Source organism: Streptomyces sp. NBC_00988 (assembly GCF_045162645.1).
GTDB lineage: Bacteria > Actinomycetota > Actinomycetes > Streptomycetales > Streptomycetaceae > Streptomyces.
In genome coordinates this window covers 1,510,348-1,527,492 of record NZ_CP108730.1, presented here as the reverse complement: position 1 = coordinate 1,527,492, position 17,145 = coordinate 1,510,348, and the positions used below count along the sequence as shown (strand labels likewise).

At 70.6% G+C, this 17,145-nt stretch carries 16 protein-coding genes; 7 read left to right on the top strand and 9 right to left on the bottom strand.

All coding sequences use genetic code 11. The features are described 5' to 3' along the window. The first annotated feature begins 173 nt into the window (after nt 1-173). Nucleotides 174-2,093, top strand: coding sequence for a hypothetical protein (locus OG496_RS07090; protein WP_405970053.1), 1,920 nt, complete (start codon nt 174-176; stop codon nt 2,091-2,093). A 40-nt stretch (nt 2,094-2,133) separates the two neighbouring features. Here the strand turns inward: OG496_RS07090 and OG496_RS07085 are convergent, their stop codons facing one another. Continuing rightward, nucleotides 2,134-2,532, bottom strand: a complete 399-nt coding sequence (locus tag OG496_RS07085) for a nuclear transport factor 2 family protein (protein WP_366495006.1) — start codon at nt 2,530-2,532, stop codon at nt 2,134-2,136. Between the two features lie 70 nt (nt 2,533-2,602). Between OG496_RS07085 and OG496_RS07080 the strand changes: the two genes are divergently transcribed. The 3 genes from OG496_RS07080 to cynS all read left to right on the top strand — a co-directional run bounded on the left by OG496_RS07080 (nt 2,603) and on the right by cynS (nt 4,422). Then, nucleotides 2,603-3,166 carry a PadR family transcriptional regulator gene (locus OG496_RS07080; protein WP_366495005.1) on the top strand — a complete coding sequence of 188 codons (564 nt, stop codon included), beginning with the start codon at nt 2,603-2,605 and terminating at the stop codon, nt 3,164-3,166. A 5-nt stretch (nt 3,167-3,171) separates the two neighbouring features. Next, a complete protein-coding gene (locus OG496_RS07075) occupies nt 3,172-3,894 on the top strand; it encodes a class I SAM-dependent methyltransferase (protein WP_405970052.1) in 723 nt (240 codons plus the stop codon). 81 nt (nt 3,895-3,975) lie between these two features. After that, nucleotides 3,976-4,422 carry a cyanase gene (gene cynS, locus OG496_RS07070; protein WP_366495003.1) on the top strand — a complete coding sequence of 149 codons (447 nt, stop codon included), beginning with the start codon at nt 3,976-3,978 and terminating at the stop codon, nt 4,420-4,422. Here the strand turns inward: cynS and OG496_RS07065 are convergent. From OG496_RS07065 to OG496_RS07050, 4 genes are all read right to left on the bottom strand, one after another. Next, nucleotides 4,382-4,753: a winged helix-turn-helix transcriptional regulator gene (locus OG496_RS07065; protein ID WP_405970051.1), complete on the bottom strand. Its 372-nt coding sequence runs from the start codon at nt 4,751-4,753 to the stop codon at nt 4,382-4,384. The two genes, cynS and OG496_RS07065, sit on opposite strands and share 41 nt — an antisense overlap. Before the next feature lie 122 nt (nt 4,754-4,875). Continuing rightward, nucleotides 4,876-6,405, bottom strand: coding sequence for an MFS transporter (locus OG496_RS07060; RefSeq protein ID WP_405970050.1), 1,530 nt, complete (start codon nt 6,403-6,405; stop codon nt 4,876-4,878). A 288-nt stretch (nt 6,406-6,693) separates the two neighbouring features. After that, nucleotides 6,694-7,839, bottom strand: coding sequence for a DUF6596 domain-containing protein (locus OG496_RS07055; RefSeq protein ID WP_366495000.1), 1,146 nt, complete (start codon nt 7,837-7,839; stop codon nt 6,694-6,696). Beyond that, complete coding sequence (locus OG496_RS07050) at nt 7,836-8,261, bottom strand: YciI family protein (RefSeq protein WP_399392992.1); 426 nt, start codon at nt 8,259-8,261, stop codon at nt 7,836-7,838. Before OG496_RS07050 ends, OG496_RS07055 begins: the two co-directional genes overlap by 4 nt. A gap of 249 nt (nt 8,262-8,510) precedes the next feature. Here OG496_RS07050 and OG496_RS07045 point away from each other — a divergent pair, with 249 nt between their 5' ends. Beyond that, nucleotides 8,511-9,746: a glycosyltransferase gene (locus OG496_RS07045; RefSeq protein WP_405970049.1), complete on the top strand. Its 1,236-nt coding sequence runs from the start codon at nt 8,511-8,513 to the stop codon at nt 9,744-9,746. Between the two features lie 95 nt (nt 9,747-9,841). After that, on the top strand, nt 9,842-12,043 hold the full coding sequence (gene helR / locus OG496_RS07040) for an RNA polymerase recycling motor ATPase HelR (RefSeq protein ID WP_405970048.1): 2,202 nt from the start codon (nt 9,842-9,844) through the stop codon (nt 12,041-12,043). Between the two features lie 60 nt (nt 12,044-12,103). On the opposite strand, the gene OG496_RS07035 is transcribed toward helR, so the two are convergent. The 4 genes from OG496_RS07035 to OG496_RS07020 all read right to left on the bottom strand — a co-directional run bounded on the left by OG496_RS07035 (nt 12,104) and on the right by OG496_RS07020 (nt 15,653). Beyond that, a complete protein-coding gene (locus OG496_RS07035; protein ID WP_405970047.1) occupies nt 12,104-12,850 on the bottom strand; it encodes a GntR family transcriptional regulator in 747 nt (248 codons plus the stop codon). 154 nt (nt 12,851-13,004) lie between these two features. Then, entirely contained in the window at nt 13,005-14,171 is a 1,167-nt protein-coding gene (locus tag OG496_RS07030) for a serine hydrolase domain-containing protein (RefSeq protein ID WP_405970046.1), read from the bottom strand. Nucleotides 14,172-14,269: 98 nt separating this feature from the next. Next, nucleotides 14,270-14,674, bottom strand: coding sequence for a nuclear transport factor 2 family protein (locus tag OG496_RS07025; RefSeq protein ID WP_405970045.1), 405 nt, complete (start codon nt 14,672-14,674; stop codon nt 14,270-14,272). Between the two features lie 10 nt (nt 14,675-14,684). Next, on the bottom strand, nt 14,685-15,653 hold the full coding sequence (locus tag OG496_RS07020; protein ID WP_405970044.1) for an acetylxylan esterase: 969 nt from the start codon (nt 15,651-15,653) through the stop codon (nt 14,685-14,687). A 103-nt stretch (nt 15,654-15,756) separates the two neighbouring features. Here OG496_RS07020 and OG496_RS07015 point away from each other — a divergent pair, with 103 nt between their 5' ends. Beyond that, complete coding sequence (locus OG496_RS07015) at nt 15,757-17,115, top strand: 8-oxoguanine deaminase (RefSeq protein WP_405970043.1); 1,359 nt, start codon at nt 15,757-15,759, stop codon at nt 17,113-17,115. Nucleotides 17,116-17,145: the final 30 nt, after the last annotated feature.

The window sequence follows — 17,145 nt, the reverse complement described above, 5'->3', positions numbered from 1 at the left end:
CCGAGGCATCGGACTCCCATATGTGTGTGCCGCCTGCCTATTCCCTGGTTCTCATGGCTGCTTCACTCCCTCGTGCGCACCTTCGGTGCCTCCGCCGGGCCGTCCGCATCCCGCGTTCGACGGCCGGCCGGTCACACTGCGCGACGGCGCATCGATCCCTGGGAAGGCAAGCAATGACGCTGATCACCCGACGCTCGGTCCTGATCGCCGGTACCGCCACGGCCGGAGCCGTACTCGTGCCGGCGGTCTCCGCCACCGCCGCTCCGACGGCCACCAAGACCCCGAAGGCTTCGGGCAAGCGGATCTCGGTCGGATCCGGTGAGACGTACACGGTCTCCGCGACCACCCGCGTGAGCGAGCTGTCCATCGCCGCCGGCGGCACGATCGCCGCCCCGGACGGCTCCAGCCTCTCGCTGACCGTCGACGGAGTGGAGACCGGCCAACTCCTCACCGCCACCGGCGGAACGGCCACCCTGATCCAGGCCGGCACCTACCGGGGTGACGTCGTCCTGACCGTCGCCGCGGCCAACGCGGTGACGTACCAGACGCTCACCTTCCCCTTCCGGCAGGCGGTGTACGTCGACGGTGACGGCGTGGTCACGGACAAGTCCGTCCTCGCGGCCGTCCTCGGCGGCAAGCTGACGGACGCCTACGCGAAGAACGTGTCGATCGCCTCGACCGGCGAGTGCTTCGACGGCGTGTACGTCCAGGACGCCACCTTCACGCTCGACCGGCCCTCCATCTCCCTTACCGGCAACGGCCGTTGCGACTTCGCGGGCTACGGCGCCGCGGTCGTCGGCGACGGTTCCGCGACCACGCTCGTCGTGGACGGCGCCCGCATCGACAACAAGGGAGTCGTCCGCACCGCCGTCATCGCCAACGACGGCGCCAACGTCATCGTCAAGGACTCCGTCCTCCGCGCCCGCAACGGCGTCCTGCCCGCCGACTACCAAGCCACCGTGGAAACGCCCTACATGGAGTCCGTGCCCTGGATGCTCGGCCTCGACGGCAACGTCCGCGCCACCAACCTCATCGGCAAGAACAGCAAGGCCACCTACCTCAACTCGACCGTGTTCTCCGAGACTTGGGGCGCCCTGTCGGTCGAGGGCGGCAGCGGGCTCAAACTGACCGCGATCAACAGCCACTTCGGCAACACGGGGGAGTACGGCTACGGCACCTACGCCATCGGCGACGCGACCGTGCGGGTGCTCGGCTCCCGGCTCGACGTCGGCAGCTACGCGACCATCATCGCGGGCCCGGCCGCGGTCGTGCACTACGGCGACAGCACCAGGGCCGCCGTCGCCGCGCTCAACACCGAGCTGGAACTCGGTCTGTCCAAGGCCGAGTTGGCGTCGATCCCGGCGCGCAACACCGTCGTGAACTCCGGGCACTTCGGCTACATGTTCTTCGGCGCCGGCCAACTCACCCTCGACGGCGGCACGGTGATCAACTCCGACCGGGCCACCTTCCTCAACAAGGGCCAGCAGACCACGATCAGCGTCGACGGCTCGCAGGGCGCCCGGCTCAACCCGCGCGACGGGATCATCCTCCAGATGATCGAGCTGGACGACCCGGGCCCGGTCCCGGTCAACGGCAAGATGATGAACATCGGCGTCTACACCGAGCCCACCGGCGACCCGGCGAAGGACGCGACCTTCGACCCGACCGCCGTGCACGCCACCGACGGTGCCGCCACCTTCAACTCCATCGCCCTGAAGGGCGACTTCTACAACGGCATGCGCAAGGGCAAGAACATGGTCCTCACCTTCGAGGGCGCGAGCGTCGAGGGCGTCATCTCCGCGACGAAGGCCAAGCACCGGGTCTCCAGCATCGACGCCTCGACCTTCTACGAGCTGGGCATCGTCACCAACACCGCCCAGGCCGCCGTCAACAACGGCGCGATCGTGCAGCTCGACAGCGGCTCGACGTGGACGGTCACCGGCACCTCGTACCTGACCCGGCTCGCCCTCGCCGCCGACGCGACCGTCAAGGCGCCCCGCGGCAAGAAGGTCACGCTGACGGTCGACGGGACGGCCACGGCCATCACGGCGGGCCAGACCTACACGGGCGCCCTCACGCTGACCGTCGCGTGAGGCATGGGCGGAGGCGCGGGGCCCACCCGAGCTGAAGGGCTCACGCGAGCCGCGCCTCCGCCTCCTTCGCGATCCGCTCGAACTGCGCACCCATGGCCGCCTGGAGGGCCTGCGCCCCGGACAACGGCCGGACCATGACCGTCAGTTCGTCGATCAGGCCCTCCTCGTCGACGTGGATGAAGTCGCACCCGGTCAGCTCCCGGTCGCCGACCCGCGCGGCGAACATCAGCGCGCTGTCGCTGCCGTCCGGGTCACCGATCTCCCGGACGTACCGGAAGTCCTCGAAGACCCGCGCCACCCCGTGCAGGATCGCCGCGGTGATCGCCTTCCCGGGGTACGGCTTGAACACGACCGGGCTGGTGAAGACCACGTCCTCGGCCAGCAGGGCCTCGACGGCGTCCATGTCCTGCGCCTCGACCGCCTCACGGAACGCACGCATCGGTTCACCTCATAGTCAATTTGTTGAGTAGGTATGGATGAGACTAATCAACGGCTGTTAGCGTGTCCACATGTCCCTCAAGTACGCGGTCCTCGCGGCCCTCCTGGAAGGCGAGGCCTCGGGCTACGAGCTGGCGAAGGTGTTCGACGTGTCGCTGGCGAACTTCTGGCCCGCGACACCGCAGCAGCTCTACCGCGAACTGGAGCGCCTCGCGCAGGACGGGCTGATCGAGGCACGGGTCGTACAGCAGGAACGCAGGCCCAACAAAAGGATGTTCACGCTTACCGAGGCCGGCCGGCGCGACCTCGACACCTTCGCCGCCGAGCCGCCCCGGCGCCCCACCGCCATCCGCGACGAACTCCTCATCAAGATCCAGGCCATGGACGGCACCGACCCCGCCGTGACCCGCGAGCTGATCGAGGAGCGCGGGTCGTGGGCGCGCGGCAAGCTCGACCGCTACCAGCGCGTACGGGACCGTCTCCTCGGCGGCCTGACCGAGGAGGAGTACCTCCGGGACGCCGACCGCATCGGGCCGTATCTCACGCTCATGGCCGGGATCACCTTCGAGGAGGAGAACCTGCGCTGGTGCGAGCGCGTTCTGGCGATCCTGAAGCAGCGCGTTGCCCTAGGCTGACCCGGATGTTCAGCCCCGAAGGCCCCAGTCTGCGCGAACTCGCCGTCCAGGCACTGTCGTCCGTCGAGCACGGCTACGACCTCCTCGCGCCCAAGTTCGACCGCACCCCGTTCCGCACACCGGCCCCGCTGCTCGACGCGGTCGCCACGATGCTGCGCCGCGTCGGCCCCTTCGACGACGGGCTCGACCTGTGCTGCGGTACGGGCGCGGGCGCCGAGGTGCTGACGAAAGTGTGCCAAGTGAGCGTCACCGGCGTGGACTTCAGCGCGGGCATGCTCGAAGTCGCCCGGGAGCGCGTGACGAGCAGCGAACGCCGCGTCTCATGGGTGCGCGGCGACGCCAGGGCCCTGCCGTTCACTTCGGCCTTCGACCTGGTGGTGAGCTTCGGGGCGTTCGGCCACTTCCTGCCCCGCGAACTGCCGGGGCTGTTCACCCAGGTCCACTCGGTGCTGCGGCCCGGCGGATGCTTCGCCTTCCCCGTCGTCGCGCCGCCGCGCCCCACTTCCCCCGCGTACTGGATGCTGTCCGGCTTCGACGCGGTGATGAAGGTACGCAACGCCGTCTGGCGACCGCCGTTCGTCATGTACTACCGGGACTTCCGACTCGGCTACGTGAGAGGGGAGTTGGAGCGGACAGGCTTCGACGTCGACCTCCACTCCCTGCCCGAGTTCGGGCACCGCGGCGACGGCAGCCCCCGGGTGCGCATGGTTGTGGCGCGCCGCCCGTGATCGCGCCATTGTCGCGGCATGGGTGATCTCCTACGCTGAACGGCGTGTGACCAAACGTGCTGTCCGGGAACGGAGTTGTGCATGCTCAGCAAGGGTGAAGCCGGCGAAGCAGTCCGCCAGGCCAAGGTGAAGACCGGTGTCACATGGGCCCAGTTGGCCGAATCCGTAGGCCGACCGCTCGCGTGGACCACGGCGGCTCTGCTGGGCCAGCACCCCATGAGCAAGGACGAGGCGACAACGGCCGCCGCCCTCCTCGAACTCGGCGAGGACGCCGCCCTCGCCTTCCAACTCCAGCCGACCCGGGGCGCGTTGGACGCCGCCGTGCCCGTGGACCCCACGATCTACCGGCTCTACGAGGTCATTCAGGTCTACGGCCCCACCATCAAGGAACTGATCCACGAGCAGTGCGGCGACGGCATCATGAGCGCCATCAACTTCCGCCTCGACGTCAGCCGGGTGCCCGATCCCGCGGGTGACCGGGTCGTCATCACTCTCGACGGGAAGTACCTCCAGTACCAGTGGGAGTGACCATGAGGTGCTCCTCGGCCCAGACGGCCAGGGCGGCGAGGGGGATCAGGAAGGCGGTGCCGTGCGGGGTGAGGGCGTAGGAGGAGCGCAGCGGGGTGCGGGTGAGGAGACCGGCGGCGGCCAGTTCGTGCAGGCGGTCGGCGAGCATGCGGTCGCTGATGCCGGGCACCCGCTCGCGCACTTCGCCGAACCCTGCGGGGCCTTTGGCCAGCGCGGCGAGGACCAGACCGCTCCAGCGTTTGCCGAGCAGGGCGAACGCGTGGGTCAACGCCTCGACCGGCGGGGGAAGTTCGGGGTGCTCGGGGTTCGCCGAAGAGGGTGGGTTAGTCATACGGGGCTCCAGGGGCGCGGCGGCTGTACGTGCCCGCGGTGCCCCGCCGCACAGGGCTGCGGGGCACCGCGGGCACGGTCTTCGCGCCGGTTCGACGTGATGGTGCCTGGACAGGGGTGGGCTCAGCCCATGTGGACCGGGGTGGCGCCTTCGGTGTGCTGCTGCCTGCCCGCGTTGACGGCGAACGCGGTGACGGCGGCACCGGCCACGAACACGACTCCGGCGGCGACGAAGGCCATCGTGTAGCCGTGCGTCAGGGCGTCACTCGCCTTCGACACGAGGCCCAAGTCCTGGGTGGCCAGGCCCCGGTAGAGGGCGCCGGCCGCCTGCGGCAGCCTGTCGTCGGCCGCCGAGTTCGAGATCGTCGACAGGACGGCGAGGCCCAGGGCGCCGCCGATCTGCTGCGCCGTGTTGAGCAGGGCCGAGGCGATGCCGGTGTCCTGGTGGGCGACACCGCTGACCGCGCCGAGTGTCATCGGGACAAAGCTCATGCCCAGGCCGAGAGCGGTGACAAACATGGCAGGCATGAGATGCGCGGCGTAGGAGGAGTCCGGCTCCAGGGTGGCGAACCAGAACATGCCGACTGCCGCGACCAGGAGGCCCGGTGCGGCGATGAGCCGGGGCGCGATGTGGGCGACGAGTTTGGAGCTGATGCCCGCCGCCGCGGCCATGCCGAAACTGAACGGCAGATAGGCGAAGCCGGTCCTGATGGGGCTGTAGCCGAGGATCAGCTGCATATAGAGCGTCAGGAAGTAGAAGAAGGCGAACATGCCCGAGCCGATGAACAGCATGGTGGCGTAACTGCCCCACCGATTACGGTCCTTGAACAGGCGCAGCGGCATCATCGGGTCCGGCGTGCGGGCCTGGAGGAACAGGAACGCCACCAACAGGACGGCGGCGACCGCGAAGCAGCCGAGCGTGAGGCCGCCCGTCCAGCCGTGTTCGCCGCCGCGTGTGATGCCGTAGACCAGGGAGATCAGACCGCCGGTCCCGGTGACGGCCCCGGGGACGTCGAGGCGGCCGGGGTGGCGCTGTGCCTCGACGAGGCTGCGGGTGCCGGCGAGGACGGCGAGGCCGATGGGGATGTTGACGAAGAACACCCAACGCCAGTCCAGCACATCGGTGAGCAGACCACCGAGCAGCAGACCGACCGTGGCACCGAGGCCGCCCATCGCGGCGTACACACCCATCGCCCGGTTGCGTGGCCTGCCCGCCGGGAACGTCGTGGTGATCAGCGCCAGCGCGCTGGGTGCGGCGAGTGCCGCGCCGACGCCTTGGAGGATGCGCGCGCCGATCAACAGGGCTTCGTTCGGGGCCAGTCCACCGAGCAGGGACGCGAGGGTGAAGACGGCGATGCCCACCTGGAACATCCGGCGTCGGCCGAACAGGTCACCGGCCTTGCCGCCGAGCAGCAGCAGACCGCCGAAGGACAGCGCGTACGAGTTGACGATCCACGCCAGATTCGCGTCGGAGACACCGAGGTCGGTCTGGATGGCGGGCAGGGCGATATTCGTGATGGTGGCATCGAGGATGACCATCAGCTGGGCCGCCGCGATGACGAAAAGGGCGAGACCGAGATGCCGGTCTCTGGGGGCGGAACCGGAATGCTCCGGTGCCGTCGAAGTGGCCGTGGCCACGCTCTCAGCAGACATGGTTCAAGAACTCCAGGGAGTGCCGCGAACAGGGAAAGGTGAGAGTGAACGGAATCCGGTGAGAAGCGGAACACTCGCTGTGCAATCCGAGGTCGGGGCGCCGACACGGCACATCGCTCGACCTCGGGACGAGTGCTCACCGTAGCAGCGATTTACCGCCGTTCGGGAACGGACAACTCCCTTTCCGGTGTTGCCAATATCGCCCTTGACGAACTCTCCAATGGTGTGGGCAAGGGGAATTCTGGGCACCCGGGAATTGCCCACACTTTTCGCGAAAAGGCAAACGGCTCAGACGGACCGGAGGGTGTTGAGCCGGGCGGCCTGCCGGGTCAGATGGTCGCGCTCGGCGAGGTTGGGGGCCTGGTGCGCGGCCTCGGCATACAGCCGGGCCGCCGTCGTCAGGTCGCCGTCACGTTCGTGGAGATAGGCGGCAACCGCGGTGTACCGGGGGAGCGAGGCGTCCAGTACCGCAAGCGCGGCCAGGCCGGCGCGCGGGCCGTCGGCCTCGCCCACGGCGACCGCGCGGTTGAGGCGGACCACCGGGCTGTCGGTCAGGCCGGCGAGTTCGTCGTACCACTCGACGATCTGCACCCAGTCCGTCTCCTCGGCGGTGGGCGCGTCCGCGTGGAGCGCCGCGATCGCCGCCTGCGCCTGGAACTCGCCCAACCGGTCGCGGGCGAGGGTGACTTGGAGGATGGTGACGCCCTCGGCGATCGCCGACGTGTCCCAGCGGCCGCGGTCCTGCTCGGCGAGCGGCACCAGGCTGCCGTCCGGCGCGGTCCGGGCGGCGCGCCGGGCGTGGTGCAGCAGCATGAGCGCGAGGAGGCCCGCGACCTCGGGGTGGTCGATCGCGGCGGCGAGCTGCCGGGTGAGCCGGATCGCCTCGGCGGCGAGGTCGACATCGCCGGAGTAGCCCTCGTTGAAGACCAGGTAGAGGACGCGCAGCACGGTCGCGACATCGCCGGGCTGGTCGAAGCGCACATCGGAGACGGTGCGCTTGGCGCGGCTGATCCGCTGCGCCATCGTCGCCTCGGGCACCAGATAGGCCTGCGCGATCTGCCGGGTGGTGAGCCCGCCGACGGCGCGTAGGGTGAGCGCGACCGCCGACGACGGCGTCAACTTCGGGTGGGCGCACAGGAAGTAGAGCTGGAGCGTGTCGTCCGAGGCGGGCGCGGGCCCGGGAGCCGGCTCCTCGTCCACGAGGTCCTCACGTCTGCGGCGGGCGGTCTCCGCCCGCGTCGCGTCGAGGAACCGCCGCCACGCCACCGTGACCAGCCAGCCCTTCGCGTCCCGCGGCGGATCGTCCGGCCACACCCGGACCGCCTCGACGAGCGCGTCCTGTACGGCGTCCTCGGCCGCCGCGAAGTCGGCTCCGCGGCGGACGAGGACGCCGAGCACGCTCGGAGTGAGGCTCCGCAGCAGGACCTCGTTCACTTGAAGGTGCACTCCGTGTCCGTGACGGTGGAGTGCGTGCCCAGGAACGGCCGCAGCTCCAGCCACTCGTGGATCGGCTTGCCACCGGCCCCGGGCGCGGCCGACAGCTCACCGGCCAGTTCCACGGCGCGCTCGTAGGTGTCGACGTCGATCACCATCCAGCCGGCGATGACGTCCTTGGTCTCGGCGAACGGCCCGTCGGTGACCGGCGGGCGCCCCTCGCCGTCGTAGCGGACGAAGGTGCCCTCGGGGGAGAGCGCCTGGCTGTCGACGAACTCGCCGGTCTTCTCCAGGCGGGCCGCGAAGTCGTTCATGTACTGGACGTGGGCCGTGATCTCCTCGGGGGCCCACTGGTCCATGGGGACGTCGTTCACGGCGGCGGGGGCGCCACGGTAGTGCTTCAGCAGCAGGTACTTGGCCATGGTCGTTCTCCTTGGTGCTCGTGCGACCCATTGTGGTCGCGTTCACCTCGGGGACGGAGCCGGGCGCGGGTTCTCGACATCGGCGGCAGATTTTTTTCCGCGAGTTTCGCGAGGGAGGGTGGAAAGGGAGGCGTACTCACTCCTCTTCCCTTCTTAACGTATAGCGCACCGGGGGGCTTGCGGCAAGGCCCCCGTCGTGCCGCAGAATGTCCGGCCTGAGGCCATGACCTGCGGAAACGGGAGTCTCGAATGCGTGTGTTGTTGACGACGTGGGGATCGCGCGGGGATGTCGAACCGCTCGCGGGACTCGCGTCGCGCCTGCTGGAACTCGGCGCGGAGGTGCGGGTGTGCGCGCCACCGGACGAGGAGTTCGTGGAGCTGCTGGCCCGGGCCGGTGTGCCGTTGACGCCGCTCGGTCCGTCGGTGCGGTCCGTGGTGAACGGGGCGAAGCCGCCGTCGGCGGAGCGGGCGTTCCAGCTCGCGCCCGAGCTGGTCGCCGCCCGCTACGAGACGCTCACGGCGGCGGCCGAGGGCTGTGACGTGCTGCTGGCCACCGGTCTGATGCCGGCCGGCGCCCGCTCGGTGGCCGAGAAACTCGGCATCCGCTATGTGCTCGCCTGCTTCCACACGGCCGGACTGCCGTCGTCGAAGTACCCGCCGCTCTCGCGTCCCGGCCACGCGTCCTCGCCGGAAGAGACCGACATCAAGGCACTGTGGGAGCAGGACGCCCAGCGCGTGAACGCCCTGTACGGCGAGGCGGAGAACCGGCACCGCGCGGAGCTCGGCCTGCCGCCGGTCGACAACGTACGGGACTACGTCTTCACCGAGCGGCCGTGGCTGGCGGCGGACCCGGCGCTGTTCCCGTGGCAGGACCACACCGATCTCGACGTCGTCGTGACCGGCCCGTGGATCCTGCCCGACGAACGCCCGCTCCCGGCCGACCTGGAGACGTTCCTGCAGGCCGGTGCGGAGCCGGTGTACGTCGGCTTCGGCAGCATGGCCCTGCGCACCTCGCCGGACTTCGCCCGGGTCGCCGTCGACGCGGTCCGCGCGCAGGGCCGCCGCGTCCTCCTCGCCCGGGGCTGGGCGGGCCTGGCCGCGGTCGACGACCGGGACGACTGCTTCGTCGTGGGAGAGGTCAACCAGCAGGCACTGTTCCGGCGGGTCGCCGCCGTCGTGCACCACGGCGGCGCGGGCACCACGACGACCGCCGCGCTGGCCGGTGCGCCGCAGCTGGTCGTGCCGCAGATCGCCGACCAGCCATACTGGGCCGCAGGAGTGGCCGAGCTGGGCATCGGCGTCGCACACGACGGGGCGACACCGACCTACGACACCTTGTCCGCCGCGCTCACCACCGTCCTGGCGCCCGGGATCCGGGAACGGGCGCGGGCCGTGGCCGGCACGATCCGCACCGACGGGACGACAGTGGCCGCGAAGCTGCTCCTGGACATGGTCAGCGGGGAAGGGCGGTCCACGCACGCGTGAACCGGCCGAACCGAGCACACGAGAAACCGCACGCACCGGTCCTCACGCCCAGCCGCACGCCGGGCCGTGAGCGACCCCAGATCGGAATTGATGCCGTGAACCCCCTGACCACCAGCGCCTTCGACCTTCCCGACCGGCTCTCGGCCAAGGCCGACCCGGCGCTGATCGCCGCCGACGAGCAGCACTTCGCGGCGATCGCGGAGAGCCTCGACCGGTCGATCGCGGAACTGACCGAGAGCCTCGACGTCGCGCGCAGGGCGCCCGGCGGCATCGGCAGGGCGGCGATGGACCGGGACACGGAGATCCACCGGCTCACCACACGGCTGCGCACCCTACGTCGCTTCGGCCTGGACCTGTGTCTGGGCCACATGGTCGACGCCAACACATCCGAGCCCGTGTACATCGGGCGGCTCGGCCTCACCGACAGCACGGGACGACGGCTGCTGCTCGACTGGCGCTCGCCCGCTGCGGAGCCGTTCTTCGGCGCGACCCACGCCAACCCGATGGGTCTCGCGAGCCGCCGCAGGTACCGCTGGACGCGCGGCCGGATCAGCGACTACTGGGACGAGGTGTTCACCGCCGACGGCTTCGTCGGACACGCCGCGCTCGACGACCAGTCCGCGTTCATCGCCAGCCTCGGCGGCAACCGCTCGGGCCGGATGCGCGATGTGCTCGGCACCATCCAGGCCGACCAGGACGCCATCATCCGCGCGGGATCACGCGGCGCGCTCGTCGTCGACGGCGGCCCCGGCACCGGCAAGACCGTCGTCGCCCTGCACCGCTCCGCCTACCTCCTCTACTCCGACCCGCGCCTCGGGCACCGCAGGGGCGGCGTGCTGTTCGTCGGTCCGCACCGGCCCTATCTGGACTACGTCGCGGACGTCCTCCCCAGCCTCGGCGAGGAGGGCGTGCAGACCTGCATCCTGCGGGACCTCGTCGCCGAGGGCGCTGCGGCGGTCGCGGAGGCCGATCCGGAGGTGGCCCGGCTGAAGTCCTCCGTGGGGCTGGTGCGGGCGATCGAGCCCGCCGTCCGCTTCTACGAGGAGCCGCCCACCAAGGGCATGAACGTCACCACCCACTGGTCCGACATCTGGCTGAGCCCCGAGGACTGGGCCGTCGCGTTCGAGGCGGCCGAACCCGGCACCCCGCACAACGAGGGACGCGAGCAGGTCTGGCAGGAGCTGCTCACGATCCTGGTCGACAAGCACGACAACACCGCCTCACCGCAGGACGGTGAGGACGGCCAGGTCACGCCCGAACAGCTCCGGCGGTCGCTGCGGCAGAACAGGGACCTGCTCACCGCCTTCAACCGCGCGTGGCCGCTGCTCGAAGCGGCAGACCTCGTCGGTGACCTGTGGACGGTACCGGCCTACCTGCGCAAGTGCGCCCCTTCGCTGAGCCGCGACGAGGTCCAGCGGCTGCAGCGCGCGGACGCCCAGGCCTGGACGGTGTCCGACCTGCCGCTGCTCGACGCGGCACGGCAACGGCTCGGCGACCCCGAGTCGGCGCGCCGCAAGCGCCGGCAGGAAGCCGCCGTCGTCGCTGAACACGCCCGCAGGACCGACGTCATCGACAGCCTGCTGCAGAACGTCGAGATCGACGAGAGCGAGGGAGCGATGGGCATGCTCCACGGAAAGGATCTGCGGGACGCGCTGATCGACGAGGCCGCACAGGTGTCCGCCGTCGAACCCGACCTGCTCGCCGGGCCGTTCGCGCACATCGTCGTGGACGAGGCACAGGAACTGACCGACGCGGAATGGCAGATGCTCCTGCTGCGCTGCCCGTCCCGCAGCTTCACCGTCGTCGGCGACCGCGCCCAGGCCCGGCACGGATTCACCGAGTCGTGGCAGGAACGGCTGAAGCGGATCGGCCTCGACCGGATCAACCTGGCGTCCCTGACCGTCAACTACCGCACCCCGGAAGAGATCATGACGGAGGCCGAGCCGGTCATCCGTGCCGTGCTCCCGGACGCCAACGTGCCGACCTCCATCCGCAGCAGCGGCATCCCCGTCGTCCACGGACCCGCCTCCGACCTGGAGTCGGTCCTCGACACCTGGCTCGCCGAGCACGCGGACGGCATCGGCTGTGTCATCGGTACGGCCGAGATGGACGCGGACATCTTCCGGGCGAGGCCCCGCGTCCGGACGCTGACTCCCGTGCTGTCCAAGGGACTTGAGTTCGACCTGGTCGTGCTCATCGACCCGGAGGAGTTCGGTGAGGGCATCGAGGGAGCCGTCGACCACTATGTGGCGATGACCCGGGCGACCCAGCAGCTGGTCGTGCTCACGAGTGCCTGAGTCCGGTGGGCGCGCGGCGAGTTGGGACCCGCCGCGCGCCACCGTGCAGAGACCTCGGGCTCAGCCCGCTGCGGCAGGCAGCGTGAACTCGTAGATCAGGGCGTCCTGTTGGGCCTCCACCACCAGGTCGGTGATCTCCAGCGGGCGCGCGTACTGGTCGTGCACGCGGCGGGTCACGCGTACCGAGGGCGCGTTCGCGACCTGGGTGATGGCGTCCCGGTGGTGCAGGGTCAGACCCGCCCGGCGCATCCAGTCGTAGGTGCGCCGGAGTTGGGCGGCGGCGGAGCCGTCGGCGCGGTCGCGGTAGCGGGCCAGTTCCTCCACCTCGGCGAGCGCCACCGCCGAGAAGGACGTGACGGCCGTACGCAGCCCGCTGCCGTCGGCCGCCGCGGACGCGTAGCGGTGGACGAGGGTCGGCCGGTGCGGGGCGATGCCCAGGGCCTCGGCGTGGTCGGGCGGGGGAGTCTCCCAGGCGACGGTGGCCCGGTCGAAGCCGGTCGGGTCCGTGCTGCGGGCGCCGACCGGGAAGGTGAGGGAGGACGGGGTCTCCACGGGCTGGCCTGCCAGGGTGGCGTGGCTGCCGCGCCGGTCGGTGGCGACCAGGCCGTCCCTGCGCAGCACCTCCAGCGCCTGTCTTATGGTCTCCCGGCTGACCTGGAAGTGTTCGGCCAACTGCCGTTCGCCGGGCAGGCGTTCACCGGGCGGGATGGTGCCGTCGTGGAGTTCGCCGAGCAGTTGGGTGGCGACCTTCCCGTAGAGGGGCTGGTCGTCGGCGGTCGGGTGGTCGTGGGGGGTGGTGCGGGCCATGCCGCGCCTCCTGTTGGTGACAAGACTGAGGGCAGAACTGGTGACGATTCGTAGCCGTGCGGGCTCGTTGCGCGACCAGATCTAGCATTGGTCTAAACCACCAGGGAAGAGCGGCAGGGCAGTTAGGCCGAAACCGACCCGCGCCGATCACCCCTCACAGGGCGTCGTGCACGGCGTCGATCAGGATCATCTTCCGTGGGTCGTCGGCGATATGAGGCCCCATCCGGTTCATCACATAGCCCATTGACACCCCCGCCTCCGGGTCGGCAAGACCGAAGGAACCGCCGAACCCGTCGTGTCCGAAAGCCCTCGGGTTGCGGCCGTACGATTCGTTCGGGCCGCTGAGCCACAGGCCGAGCCCGACCTCCGTGTCGTGCGCGAAGCCCGCGCCGAGCACCAGGTCACGGCAGCTGCCCTGCCCCTCGCGCACCCGCTCGGCCGCCTCGGGGGAGAGGACGCGGTGGCCGCCGTAGGTCCCGCGCCCGGCGAAGACACCGTAGAGCGCGGCGATGGCGCGTGCGGTGCCGTGGCCGTTCGCGGCCGGGATCTCCGCGGCGCGCCACTCGGGGGTGTTGGCCTCGGCCGCGCCCGCGATCGGGTTGGTCAGTGCGGCGATGGCCGCGGGCGCCAACTGGCTGAAGATCGCGGCCTGTTCACTCGCGGACGCGGCGGGCGGATGCACGAGCTCGGCCGCCCGGCCGGCCTCCTTCTCCGGCAGTCCGATCGTGAAGTCGATCCCGAGCGGACCGGTGACCTCGCGCTCCAGGAAGGCGCTCGGGAGCAACCCCGAGACACGGCGCACCACTTCGCCGACGAGGAAGCCGTAGGTGAGCGCGTGGTACCCGGACCGCGTCCCCGGCTCCCACCAGGGCTCCGTCGCCGCGAGCCGCTCGGTGGTCAACTCCCAGTCGTAGAGCTGCGCGAGGGAGTGCGGCTCGCGCAGTCCGGCCAGTCCGGCACGGTGTGACAGCAGGTGTCGTACGAGGACGTTCTCCTTGCCCGCGGCGGCGAACTCCGGCCAGTACGTGGCCACCGGGGCGTCGAGGTCGAGCAGGCCGCGGTCGGCCAGGATGTGGGCGCACAGGGCCACCGGGCCCTTCGTCGTCGACCACACGTTGACCAGCGTGTCCCGCTCCCAGGGGCGGGTCCGTGCCGCGTCGGCCCAGCCGCCCCAGAGGTCGACCACGGTCTCGCCGTCGACGGTGACGGTCACCGCGGCGCCCAGTTCACCGCGGTCCCGGAAGTTCTCCTCGAATGCCGTGCGTACCGCGGTGAAGCGGGGGTCGCAGTGGCCGTCGACGGCTGGCTGGTGCTCGGACATGGGGCCTCCGTGGTATGCCGGACGCCCGGGCCGCGACGCTGCGGCCCGGACCCCCTGAACATACCGACTGGTCGGACTGACCGGAAGGCGCCGTACGCTCAGTTCAGGAACAAGGTGCCGGCCGGCTCCCGGTGCCCCGCCTCCGTGTGCCAGTAGTCGCGGGTCTCCACGGCCAGACCGTTGCCGTCGAAGCGTGCGAAGACACAGCCCGCGAGGGTGGACGGTTCGCCGTCCTCCTCGGCCAGCACCCTGAACTCGGCCACGGCGAGGCCGTGTTGGCCGATGATCGGTGCCGAGAAGCGCACATCCCTCACTTGCTCCGCCGCGAACGACCACCGCAGATACGCGGCCAACTCGGCTCGCCCCCGGTGGGGTTCACGGAACGGCATCGAGCGGTGGACGCAGTCCTCGGTGTACAACTCCAGCAACGCGTCCACGTCGTGCTCGGCCCAGGCGCGCGCCCAGACGCGCACGAAATGTTCGGCGGCCTCACTCGTGTCCATACGGCACCCCTCAGGCGTACGACCGCAGCCAGTCCAGCTTCACGGCCTCCTGGTAAGGGCCGCCGCCCTCATGGTCGTTGAAGTCGTACACCTCGATCTTCTTGTCCTCGTGCGCCCAGGCGTTGAACACGGCGAACACCGTGGAAGGCGGGCAGGTCTGGTCCTCCAGGGCCGTCGAGAAGAGGGCGGGGGCGCGGCCGCGGGACGCGAAGTGGACGCTGTCGAAGTACGAGAGCGTGCGCAGGACATCGTCGGTGCGACCGCGATGGGTCTTGAGGTAGTTGCCGATCTCCCGGTACGGGTCGCGGTCCGTGAGGGTCGCGGCGCGCGGGTAGTCGCACAGGAACGGCACGTCCGGCGCGATTGCGGCCAGGTCCCCGACCAGACCGCCGACGGCGATGGTGATGCCGCCGCCCTGGCTGGCGCCGAGGGCCACCGTGCGCGTCGGATCGACCAACGGGTGCGATCGCGCCGCCTCGACGGCTCGCACGCCGTCCGTGAACACCCGGCGGTAGTAGTAGTTCTCGGGGGCGTCGATGCCCCGGGTCATGAAGCCGGGGTACGCGGGCGCGCCGCCCACCGGGTCCGGGGTGCCACCGCCACCGCCCCACGCGCTGCCCTGCCCGCGCGTGTCCATGATGAAGTGCGCGCGGCCCGTCGAGGCCCACAGCAGGTTCTCGTGCGGGAGGCCCCGCCCGCCGCCGTAACCGATGAACTCCACGACCAGCGGCAGTGGTTGGGCCGCGTCGGCCGGCAGCCGCAGCCAGCCCTTCACCGGGTGACCGCCGAACCCGGCGAACGTCACGTCGTACACCTTCACGGTGGACAGTCCCGTGTCGACCGGTTCGAAGCGGGCGTCCAGATCGTGCTCGCGGGTCTCCTGGAGGGTCTTGGACCAGAAGGCGTCGAAGTCCTCGGGCTCGACGGAATCGCTCCGGTAGTCGCGGAGTTCGTCGAGCGGAAGGTCGAACAGGGCCATCGATGACCGCCTTTGTGAAGTCTGAGCACGGATGATCACACCGTACGTGTGACATCGGAGGACTCGCCAGGCTCGTGCGGCGCCCCGCGCCTACCATGTCGGCATGTCGTCTGCCGTGGATCTGCTGGTCAAGGACGCCGAACTGCTCGTCGTGGACGGCGGGCGGGAGATCCCGGGCGGCTGGGTCGCCGTCACGGGTGGTCGGGTCACCGCCGTCGGCGCGGGAGGGTCCGAACCCGATGCGGCTACGACGATCTCGGCGACCGGGCGGCTCGTCACCCCCGGCCTGATCAACACGCACCACCACATCTACCAGAACCTCACCCGCTCCTACGCCCCCGCCGTCAACGGCACCCTCTTCGACTGGCTGACCACGCTCTACCCGCTGTGGGCGGGCCTCGACGAGGAGGCCGCGTACGTGTCGGCGTACGTCGGTATGGCGGAACTCCTCATGGGTGGCTGCACCACATCCTCCGACCACCTCTATGTGCATCCGCGCCCCTATCTCGTCGACGCCGAGATCCGCGCCGCCCGCGACATCGGCTTCCGCTTCCACGCGACCCGCGGTTCGATGACCCGCTCCGTCGAGGACGGGGGACTGCCGCCGAGGAGCGTCACACAGAGCACCGACGAGGTGCTGGCCGACAGCGAGCGGCTGATCAAGGCCCACCACGACCCGGAACCGGGCGCGCTGATCCGGGTCGCGCTCGCCCCCTGCTCACCGTTCTCGGTCACCAAGGACGTGATGACGGCGACCGCGGAACTCGCCGAGCGGTACGACGTCCGCCTGCACACACACCTCGCCGAGGACCGCGACGAGGACACCTACTGCCTGGAGACCTACGGCTGCCGGCCCGTCGAGTACTTCGAGGACACCGGGTGGATGAGCGACCGCACCTGGGTCGCGCACTGCATCTACCCCAATGACGACGAACTGCGCCGCCTCGCCGCCGCGGGCATCGGCGTGGCCCACTGCCCCAGCTCCAACATGCTCATCGGGGGCGGCACGGCAAGGGTGAAGGAGATGCGCGAGCTGGGGCTGCCGGTGGGCATCGGCTGCGACGGTTCCGCCTCGACCGATCACGCCTCGTTGTGGATGGAGACTCGGGGCGCTCTGCTGCTGGGGCGCTACCGGGGCGGGCCCGGTGCGATGACCGCGCGGGACGCCCTCGACATCGCCACCCGGGGTTCGGCGCGGTGCCTGGGCCGGGCTGACGAGTTGGGGCATCTGCGGCCGGGGGCCTGTGCCGACCTGGTCGTCTGGGACCTGCACGAGGTCGCGCTGGCCGGGGCGGTGAGTGACCCCGTCGAGGCGTGGCTGCGGTGCGGGCCCGCGCGGGCGTGGACGACCGTGGTGGGCGGGCGGGTGCTGGTGGAGCGGGGCGAGCCGGTGCTGGCGGGGTTGGGGGATGTGCTGCGGGACCATGGGCGGGTTGCCCGGCGGATGCAGCGGGGGGTGTAGCGGGGGAGGGGTAGGGGCTGAGGGTCGGTC